This is a genomic window from Streptomyces sp. NPDC000410, from assembly GCF_040300305.1.
GTDB lineage: Bacteria > Actinomycetota > Actinomycetes > Streptomycetales > Streptomycetaceae > Streptomyces.
The window spans coordinates 1-1,015 of record NZ_JBEPDM010000145.1 but is presented as its reverse complement, the minus strand read 5'-3'; the positions used below and the strand labels follow the sequence as shown (position 1 = coordinate 1,015).

Below are 1,015 nucleotides of genomic sequence, written 5' to 3'. Positions count from 1 at the left end.
CTAGTGACCTGGTTCGGAGATCCTGTCGCAGTAGCGGCAGATCCGGTCGAGGATCTGGTCGGCGGTCTTGGTCCACTTGAAGGGCCGGGCCTCGTCGTTCCAGACCTTGATCCACTCCTCGAGTGCGGTCTTGAGAGCGTCGAGGGAACAGAACACTCCGCGTTCGAGACAACGCCGTTCCAGCTCGGCGAACCACCGCTCGACCTGGTTGATCCACGACGAGTACGTCGGGGTGAAGTGGAGCCGGAAACGGGGGTGCGCGAGCAGCCACTTGTGCACCACCGGCGCTTTGTGGGCGGAGAGGTTGTCACAGATCACGTGGACCGCCAAGGCCGGATCGGTCTGACGGTCGATCTCGTCGAGGAAGTCCCGGAAGTCCACCGCCCGGTGCTGCGCGGACAGCTTCGTGATCACCTTGCCCGTTGCGGTGTTCAGGGCGGCGAACAGGTCGACGGTGCCGTGCCGGACGTAGTCGAAACTGCGACGCTCAGGCACTCCCGGGATCATGGGCAGCACCGGCGCGGTCCGCTCAAGGGCCTGGATCTGCGGCTTCTCGTCCACCGCGAACACCGCCGCGTTCGCCGGCGGAGCCAGATACAGACCCACGACGTCACGGACCTTGTCGATCAGGAACGGATCCGGAGAGATCTTGAACGTCTCGGTCCGCCACGGCTGCAGGCCGAAGGCGTGCCAGATCCGCAGCACGCTCGCGGGCGAGATGCCCACGGCCTTGGCCAGTTCCCGCTTGGACCAGTGCGTCCCGCCCGCGGGCGTCTCTTCCAGGGTGCGGACCACCACCTCTTCCACCTGGGCATCGGTGATGCTCCGCGGCACCCCGGGCCGCGGCTCGTCCGCCAGGCCGTCCAGCCGCTCGCGCAAGAACCGGGTCCGCCACCGGCGCACGGTTCCTCTGCCGACATCGAGCCGCGCGGCGACCACGGTGTTGTTCCAGCCGTTCGCGCACGCCAGCACGATGCGGGCGCGAACGGCCAGCCCCTGCGCGGTCGAGCGGCGC

Annotated in this window: 1 protein-coding gene; it reads right to left on the bottom strand. The window is 67.9% G+C overall.

All coding sequences use genetic code 11. From position 1 onward, the window contains the following. Positions 1-1,015 (bottom strand): IS630 family transposase (locus ABT342_RS38150; RefSeq protein ID WP_351584232.1); only part of this gene is annotated, 1,015 nt, incomplete at its 5' end.